At 42.9% G+C, this 238-nt stretch carries 1 pseudogene; it reads left to right on the top strand.

The features are described 5' to 3' along the window. A pseudogene (locus FTW16_RS21445) lies at positions 1-238 on the top strand (sigma-54-dependent Fis family transcriptional regulator); the annotation flags it as partial.

Here is a 238-nt window from a genome sequence, read left to right as displayed (position 1 = left end):
TTGATCATCATTAGCTCTGGTGCTCCAAACGAAAATTTGGATAAGCTGATGAACTTAGGTGCAATTTTTCACTATAGAAAACCCGTCGATATTGCTATTTTGACGGACACCCTAAGCGAAGTCAGCCAGTACTATCAGCAAAAACAAGATCAAGGACGTAAAGTGTCCACTAGCGATCTCGACCAATTTGGCCTTTTGGTGGGTTCCTCATCACCAATGCATCAGCTCTATCGCATGA

Origin of the sequence: Vibrio sp. T20 (assembly GCF_007858795.1) — a bacterium.
Taxonomy (GTDB): domain Bacteria; phylum Pseudomonadota; class Gammaproteobacteria; order Enterobacterales; family Vibrionaceae; genus Vibrio; species Vibrio satsumensis.
The sequence above is the reverse complement of the archived record's forward strand: the minus strand, read 5'-3'. Positions and strand labels throughout refer to the sequence as shown.